Genomic DNA, 7,822 nt, shown 5'->3' with positions numbered 1-7,822 from the left:
CATGTGGGATTTCCAAAACAACCAGGAGGTTGGCTTAGAAGCAGCCATCCTTTAAAGAAAGCGTAACAGCTCACTGGTCTAAATAAGAGATCCTGCGGCGAAGATGTAACGGGGCTAAAGTGATGCACCGAAGCTTAGGGTTCAGTCTTTGACTGAGCGGTAGCGGAGCGTTCCGTAGGCCGTTGAAGCGGAAGGGTAACCGACCGTGGAGGTATCGGAAGTGCGAATGCAGACATGAGTAGCGATTAACAGTGTGAGATGCACTGTCGCCGAAATTCCAAGGGTTCCTGCTTAAAGCTAATCTGAGCAGGGTAAGCCGGCCCCTAAGACGAGCCCGAAGGGGGTAGTCGATGGGAACCACGTTAATATTCGTGGGCCTGGAGGTGTGTGACGGATGCCGTAACTGGTCAGGGCTTATTGGATTGCTCCTGGCTGGGAAGGTGTCCCAGGAAATAGCCCCTCCGTATAGACCGTACCCTAAACCGACACAGGTGGAATGGTAGAGTATACCAAGGCGTTTGAGAGAAGTATCCTGAAGGAACTCGGCAAATTGCCTCCGTACCTTCGGAAGAAGGAGGCCCCATCTAAGCGCAAGCTCTGATGGGGGGCACAGGCCAGGGGGTAGCGACTGTTTAGCAAAAACACAGGGCTCTGCTAAGTCGGCTTCAAGACGACGTATAGGGCCTGACGCCTGCCCGGTGCCTGAAGGTTAAGAGGAGGAGTGCAAGCTCTGAATTGAAGCCCAGGTAAACGGCGGCCGTAACTATAACGGTCCTAAGGTAGCGAAATTCCTTGTCGGGTAAGTTCCGACCTGCACGAATGGCGTAACGACTTCCCCACTGTCTCCAGGATATGCTCAGCGAAATTGAATTCTCCGTGAAGATGCGGAGTACCCGCGGTTAGACGGAAAGACCCCGTGCACCTTTACTGCAACTTCAGAGTGGCATTAGGAAAGAGCTGTGTAGCATAGGTGGGAGGCTTTGAAGCATCGACGCCAGTTGATGTGGAGCCATAGGTGAAATACCACCCTGCTGTTTTCTGATGTCTAACCTCGTACCGTTATCCGGTACAGGGACCCTCTGTGGTGGGTAGTTTGACTGGGGCGGTCGCCTCCTAAAGAGTAACGGAGGCGCGCGATGGTGGGCTCAGGACGGTTGGAAACCGTCTGTTAGAGTGCAATGGCATAAGCCCGCCTGACTGCGAGACTGACAAGTCGAGCAGAGACGAAAGTCGGTCATAGTGATCCGGTGGTCCCTCGTGGAAGGGCCATCGCTCAACGGATAAAAGGTACGCCGGGGATAACAGGCTGATGATTCCCAAGAGCTCATATCGACGGAATCGTTTGGCACCTCGATGTCGGCTCATCACATCCTGGGGCTGGAGCAGGTCCCAAGGGTTTGGCTGTTCGCCAATTAAAGTGGTACGTGAGCTGGGTTCAGAACGTCGCGAGACAGTTTGGTCCCTATCTGCCGTGGGCGTCGAAATTTGAGAGGAGTTGACCCTAGTACGAGAGGACCGGGTTGAACATACCTCTGGTGTACCAGTCGTTCCGCCAGGAGCGCAGCTGGGTAGCTATGTATGGACGGGATAACCGCTGAAAGCATCTAAGCGGGAAGCCTCCCTCAAGATAAGATTTCTTAGGACGGTCGAAGACCACGACCTTGATAGATCGGATGTGGAAGTGCGGTAACGCATGAAGCTAACCGATACTAATTGTCCTATTCGCGCTTAAGAGTCCCACCATCAACGACAGTGCTGGAAACAGCAATCGTCAGCGATCGTAGGTTGTTAAGCCAGCCCAGATATATGTTTATATACGAACCAAAATGTGCACGGCATCGATCAAAAACCCATATATGCGCCAGCTTCATTGCTTGGTGACCATAGCGTCTGTGACCCACCCGATCCCATCCCGAACTCGGCCGTGAAACCAGTCTGCGCCGATGGTACTATTGCTCAAGCACTGGAAGAGTAGGGCGTCGCCAGGCATTGAAGCTCGCGCATATATCGGAACACAAAAAACCCATTCACAACGTCTTTTGCGATCTCTGGTCGTGCCTCTGGCGCGGGATGGAGCAGCCCGGTAGCTCGTCAGGCTCATAACCTGAAGGTCGCAGGTTCAAATCCTGCTCCCGCAACCACAGGTCGCACCCAATGAACCACAGCCCACGTCAGCAGGCAGACGACCTGACCTGATGATCCCCCCGGATCATCGGGCCGTCGTCGTTCCACCCGAACTGCCTTTGCTGCTGCCGTCCCGTCAGGCTCATAAGCTGAAGGTCGCGTTCAGCCGGAGCCGGGCAAAACCCGGCGAAGACCATGGGCCAAAGGCCCATAAATCCTGCTCCCCCAACCAGATTACATCCCAGTGAGCAACGCGAACGCAAAGATTTGCGTTCCCCGGCAAAGGCCGGGGTCCATTGCACCCCATAACCCCGCCCACAAAGCGGGGTTTTTTATTGCCCGCGCCATGTCCAACCCAACATGCCGGGCGGCGGACATCTCCCGCCGCCGACCCCATATCACCGATCGGCGCCTTCCAACTGCCGACTGAAATACACCATCTGCATCGGCTTGCCTGGGGCGATGTAATGCCATTCGATCAGACGCTCCTGCGACCAGCTGAGGATGGCCGACGAGGTCAACTTGAACCGTACCGGGTTTGCCGGAGGCTATTTGGTTTAAGTTACGCAGCCATGGAGACGTCGTCCAGCATGGCATAATATTGTGCTTCGGCCTCAGCCGGTGGGATATTGCCGATGGGCTCCAGCAGGCGTCTGTTGTTAAACCAGTCCACCCATTCGAGCGTGGCATATTCGACGGCTTCAAAGGACCGCCATGGTCCTCGCCGATGTATCACCTCGGCCTTATAAAGGCCGTTGATCGTCTCAGCCAAAGCATTGTCATAGCTGTCGCCGACGCTGCCAACCGATGGCTCGATCCCGGCTTCGGCAAGCCGCTCCGAGTATCGGATCGACACGTATTGCGATCCGCGGTCGCTGTGATGGATGAGACCACCCCGATGGACAGGACGTCGTTCGTGGATAGCCTGTTCCAGTGCGTCCAGCACGAAGCCGGCATGCGCAGTCCTGCTGACCCGCCAGCCCACAATGTAGCGAGCATAGACATCGATCACGAAGGCGACATAAACGAAGCCCGCCCACGTCGCGACGTAGGTGAAGTCCGACACCCAGAGCATGTTCGGCGCCGGTGCATGGAACTGCCGGTTCACATGATCGAGCGGGCACGGCGCAGCCTTGTCGCTGATCGTGGTGCGCACGGGCTTGCCCCGGATCACCCCCTGTAAACCCAGATCGCGCATCAGACGCGCGATAGTGCAACGGGCAACAGCAAAGCCCTCGCGGTTCATCTGCCGCCAGACCTTGCGCACGCCGTACACCCCGAAATTCTCGGCAAAGACCCGGACCACCTCTGGCTTCAGATCCTGATCGCGCCGGACACGATCTGACAGTCGCTCCGGATCACGTCGCTGTGCGACGCGCTCATGATAGGTGGATGGGGCAATTGGCAGAACCCTGCAAATCGGCTCGACCCCATATTCCGCGCGATGCTCGTCTATGAAGGCCGTCATCGTTTGAACGGGCGGTCGAGCTCCGCCTGGGCAAAATATGCGCTCGCCTTGCGCAATATCTCATTGGCCTGACGCAACTCCCGGTTCTCACGCTCCAGCGCCTTCAGGCGATCAGCCATCTCGGTAGGCACGCCAGCGCGCTTGCCGCTGTCCACCTCCGCCTTCTTTACCCACTCGTTCAGCGTGTGCGCCGAGCACCCGATCTTCTCGGCGATAGAAATCATCGCTGCCCAGCGAGAGGGATGATCTGCTTCGTGATCCAGCACCATGCGCACCGCCCGTGCGCGAACCTCAGGTGCAAACTTGTTCGTCGTTTTGCTCATATCGGCTCCACTTACTCAGAAGTTGGAGCCTCCGGCAAACCCGGTACGGTTCACTATATCGATAATATCGAGGATGAAGTCGTCAAGACCAGTTCCTTCGTGCAGCCTGTCGTCGGCCTTCCAGTCGTAACGCTGGCTGCTCCGCGAACCTATGGATTGAGGCTCGGCTTCGATTTCTGAGGTTCTCACTTGCACGGCCTAACCGACGCTGACGCCTTCGTCGGCGTCGGTTAAGGGTCAGCAGATTGGCGATCCACCGAATGTGGCTCCCGATCGGATAACGTCAGGGCTGATGGAGGGCGCGGACGCGATTTACATTGCCCCAAATGTATGTGCGGTTTTTCTGATCAATTGAACCGGGCAAGTAGGAACGGACAGCATATAGTCGACTTTTTCGTCAACAATGTCACCAACAAGCATTTCCTCGTCGGTATTGGCGATGCGTACAACCGTTTCGCAGTGCCTGCCGGCACCGCCGCGCCCACTACCCTTGTGGCTCGCTACGATCGTGCCAGCTTCCGCTATGGCGGCGTCCGGGCGACATTGTCTTTCTAGGAAGGGGTAAGATGCTCAGGCCATTGCGCCTGTCCGCACGTGTGGTGAGAGGCGGCGCTGATATTGGTGCCGCCTTTCCGAAATAGCAGGGATGCTCGGCCCGGGGCGGGCAAGGGCAAACCTGCGCCCGCGATAAGCGCTTCGCGCATAGCGTGATGATTCATAGCCTTAACAGGCTGGCGATGCGCAATCGCCCAAGTCTTTGCCTTGCTGCAGGTGACGGCTATGGCGTGGCCGAAGCACATTATAGCCAATTTGTCGCGCCTCTGTTCGCCACCCGCTAATCCGCGCGTCTTTGAAAATCGGGGAAGCCCGCCAATCAGGGGGCGATTGGCGGGCTTCCGCAGTCCGGCGCTTACAGGATCGATCGGCTCAGGGCATCAGAACCGTATCGACCACATGAATGACGCCATTGGACTGCATCACATTGGCGATCGTGATTTTCGACATGCCGCCCTTGGCATCGGTCAGATACCAGGCGCCGTCCTTCTGCCATGCGGTCAGGCTTTCGCCCTGCACGGTGGTCAGCACAGCCTTGCCGCCGTTCATCTTCGCCTTGGCCGCAATATCCTTGGCGGTCATCCGCCCGGCGACGACATGATAGGTCAGGATCTTGGTCAGCATCGCCTTGTTTTCGGGCTTCACCAGGGTATCGACCGTGCCGGCGGGCAGTTTGGCGAAGGCCGCATTGGTCGGCGCAAAGACGGTGAACGGACCCGCGCCCTTGAGCGTATCGACAAGGCCTGCGGCCTTGACGGCGGCGACCAGTGTCGTGTGATCCTTGGAATTGACGGCATTGTCGATGATGTCCTTGGTCGGATACATCGCCGCGCCGCCGACCATCGGGTTCTTGCCCATGTCCTTCGCCATGGCGGGCGCGCCGCCGGCAATGAGCATCGTGCTCGCCAGTGCAAGCGAGAGCTTCGTCAAGATAGTCGTCATGGAGGCTTCCTTCCTATGTCGCGCGTCGCGTCAGAGCGGGCGTGCACATCAGTTACGGCGGGAAGCGGTGGGTGGATGCAGGTCAGAAAAGCGATATTTTCCCTGCCGCGATCGGCGCGGAACTAGGAGCGTCATGGGGCGCGCCAGCCATGGACTCCATGGTGACCGCCAGCGTCGCGCCTTCCGCCATGAAGCGGCGATAGGACGGGGCGACGGCTATGCGACTTTCGGCGCCACCGCCGATCAGGCCAAGCGACCGCGGCTTGCCGTCCGCCGGAATGATCCATAATTCGGGCGCGAGACGGCCCGACGCTACACCGGTCGGCCGCAGGACCAGGCCGCCCGAAGTCGGGTCGTAGCGCGCCAATATCATCGGTCCATCGGGTTCGCCGACCATCTGCGCCATGGCCACTTGCGCAGGCTGCTGAATGGCGACGGGCGCACCCGGACGCAGTAGCACGATCAGCGCCAGGGACGCCGCGACGGCAGCGGATGCCAGCGCGCCCGCGCGCCACCAGTGCAGTTGACGCAGGGCCGGGTGTGCCGGCAATCCGCCGGCAACGGCTGTTTCGATGCCGGGCCATAAGGTTTCCGGCGGCGTCACAGCGACATAGTCGTCATAGAGCGGGGCAAGCCGCCTTTCCCATGCGTCGATCATATCGGGCGAGAAATCTGGATCTGCCATCAGGCGGCGCAGCGCAGCGGCGCGCGCCGCGCCGTCCAGCACGCCCAGCGCCAGTTCGGCGGCGATCGCGTCGCGCTCTTCGGGGGACAGGTCGTCAGCCATCGCCGATGCACGTCCTGAGTTGTTGCAGGCCGCGGCGGATCCAGCTCTTCATCGTACCAAGCGGCACCGCCATGCGATCGGCGAGTTGCGCATAGGTCAGCCCATCCAGAAACGCCGAGCGGATCGCCACGCGTTGTCGCGCTTCGAGTTCGTCAAGGCAGGCGAACATGCGCGCGCTATGTTGGTCACGCTCGATCACCATGTCGGCCAGGGGGGCGGCATCGGCGACCTCGGCCGCGGCTTCTTCCGGCGCCATGCCGGGCCGGCGCGAGGAACGGCACCAGTCGATGGCGGTATTGCGCGCGATCGCGCACAGCCAGGTAATGGGACTGGCCCGGCCGGCATCGAACCGGTCAGCTCTGTTCCAAACCTTGATATACACGTCCTGCAAGATATCCTCCGCTGCGTCCCTGTCTGCGCAGATACGGAGGCAAATGCCGAAAAGTTTCGCAGACGTCATGGCATAGACCTGCCGAAGTGCGCGCCGGTCACGCCCGGCGACCCGCGCCAATGCGGTGATCAGCCTATCACGATCGGTGTCTGCGTCTCCCACAGGCGCGACCGTAACAATTTTTCGCCCCATTTCAATTGAAACGCGGCAGGGGGGCGAACAAATTGAGGGGGCTGGCCAAGCATGTGTCGATTGACGGGCCACCCGCAGCAGTGAGCTTGGCTGTCGTCATTAATCTAGTATGAGAAATAAATTGACGCCCGTCATAACATGCCGGCGTCGGCCGATGCGTTGCGGATCAGTGCCAGCATCTTGCGCCGCGCTTCCTCCCCTTCGCCGCGCATGATCGCGTCGAATACGGCGTCGTGGTCGGGCATGGGATCGCGGGATTCCCTGCGCTCGTCGCGTGCGAAGCGGGTGGTCCATGCGACCACTGCGGTGACGGACGTGGCCAGCGTGATGAGCGATTCGTTGCGTGTCGCGTGCAGGATCAGGCGATGGAAGCTTTGATCCGCGGCACGCCCTTCCGCGGTTTGCAGGCCAAAGCGGCGCATTTCCTCCAGCGCATGGCCCATGCGGGAAATATCCTGCCCATCCCGACGCAATGCCGCGAACTCTGCGGCGGCCGGCTCCACGACGATGCGCAGTTCGAAAATGTCACGCAGAAATTCGGCTGTAGGCCCGGCCTCGAACATCCAGGCGAGTATGTCCAGATCCAGCATGTTCCACCGCAAACGGTCGTTGATGCGGGTGCCGCTCTTGGTTCGGCTATGGACTAGCCCCTTGGCAGACAGGACGCGGACGGCTTCTCGATAGGCGGTGCGCGACACGCCCTGTTCGGCGCTGTAGCGCTCCTCGCCCGGTAATATGTCGCCCGGCTGATAACGGCCACCGACGATCGCTACGCCCAGATCATGGGCGATCCGGTCATGCACGGCCCGCTGTGCCGGACTGGAAGGGCGGGAAAGCGGGTGATCGTCTGCTTGAGTCATGCCGCCTTCGTCCGCCCTGCCGCCCTATCCGTCAAGCCTGATCCCGCCAAAAGGCAGGAATTGGTATGAGGAAAATTGGCGATATGGCGTCTAATCTCATTACTCCGTCAAATTATAGCTTGAATCCGTTCCAAACAAACGTAATCTAGTATGAGAAATAAAAAATGACTCGGAGGGGAT

5 protein-coding genes, 1 tRNA gene, 2 rRNA genes and 1 other annotated feature (1 of these 9 only partly in view) are annotated in these 7,822 nt (G+C 59.2%); of the genes, 3 read left to right on the top strand and 5 right to left on the bottom strand.

Features of this window, described 5'->3' with window-relative positions; all coding sequences use genetic code 11:
• The 3 genes from ABT375_RS21495 to ABT375_RS21485 all read left to right on the top strand — a co-directional run.
• Positions 1-1,732 (top strand): 23S ribosomal RNA (locus ABT375_RS21495); it begins 1,061 nt to the left of the window's first position.
• Positions 1,733-1,873: 141 nt separating this feature from the next.
• Positions 1,874-1,988: ribosomal RNA gene (gene rrf / locus ABT375_RS21490) — 5S ribosomal RNA — on the top strand.
• 76 nt (positions 1,989-2,064) lie between these two features.
• A tRNA-Met gene (locus ABT375_RS21485) sits at positions 2,065-2,141 on the top strand.
• A 545-nt stretch (positions 2,142-2,686) separates the two neighbouring features.
• Here ABT375_RS21485 and ABT375_RS21480 read toward each other — a convergent pair.
• The 5 genes from ABT375_RS21480 to ABT375_RS21460 all read right to left on the bottom strand — a co-directional run bounded on the left by ABT375_RS21480 (position 2,687) and on the right by ABT375_RS21460 (position 7,642).
• A protein-coding gene (locus ABT375_RS21480) for an IS3 family transposase (protein WP_416465174.1) occupies positions 2,687-3,915 on the bottom strand; the annotation gives its coding sequence in 2 pieces (ribosomal slippage) (positions 2,687-3,627 and positions 3,627-3,915; 1,230 coding nt in all).
• Positions 3,518-3,634, bottom strand: a sequence feature (AL1L pseudoknot). Its footprint overlaps the gene before it by 117 nt.
• Positions 3,916-4,842: 927 nt before the next feature.
• Positions 4,843-5,412 carry a fasciclin domain-containing protein gene (locus tag ABT375_RS21475; RefSeq protein ID WP_261936865.1) on the bottom strand — a complete coding sequence of 190 codons (570 nt, stop codon included), beginning with the start codon at positions 5,410-5,412 and terminating at the stop codon, positions 4,843-4,845.
• 82 nt (positions 5,413-5,494) lie between these two features.
• Positions 5,495-6,199 (bottom strand): anti-sigma factor domain-containing protein, encoded by a 705-nt coding sequence (locus ABT375_RS21470; RefSeq protein ID WP_416465172.1) that lies wholly within the window; start codon positions 6,197-6,199, stop codon positions 5,495-5,497.
• Complete coding sequence (locus ABT375_RS21465) at positions 6,192-6,782, bottom strand: sigma-70 family RNA polymerase sigma factor (protein ID WP_224549173.1); 591 nt, start codon at positions 6,780-6,782, stop codon at positions 6,192-6,194. Before ABT375_RS21465 ends, ABT375_RS21470 begins: the two co-directional genes overlap by 8 nt.
• A gap of 131 nt (positions 6,783-6,913) precedes the next feature.
• Positions 6,914-7,642 (bottom strand): FadR/GntR family transcriptional regulator, encoded by a 729-nt coding sequence (locus ABT375_RS21460; RefSeq protein ID WP_224549139.1) that lies wholly within the window; start codon positions 7,640-7,642, stop codon positions 6,914-6,916.
• Positions 7,643-7,822: the final 180 nt, after the last annotated feature.

Source organism: Sphingomonas sp. VDB2 (genome assembly GCF_047946695.1).
Lineage (GTDB): Bacteria > Pseudomonadota > Alphaproteobacteria > Sphingomonadales > Sphingomonadaceae > Sphingobium > Sphingobium bisphenolicum.
This window is presented reverse-complemented; position numbering and strand designations above follow the sequence as displayed.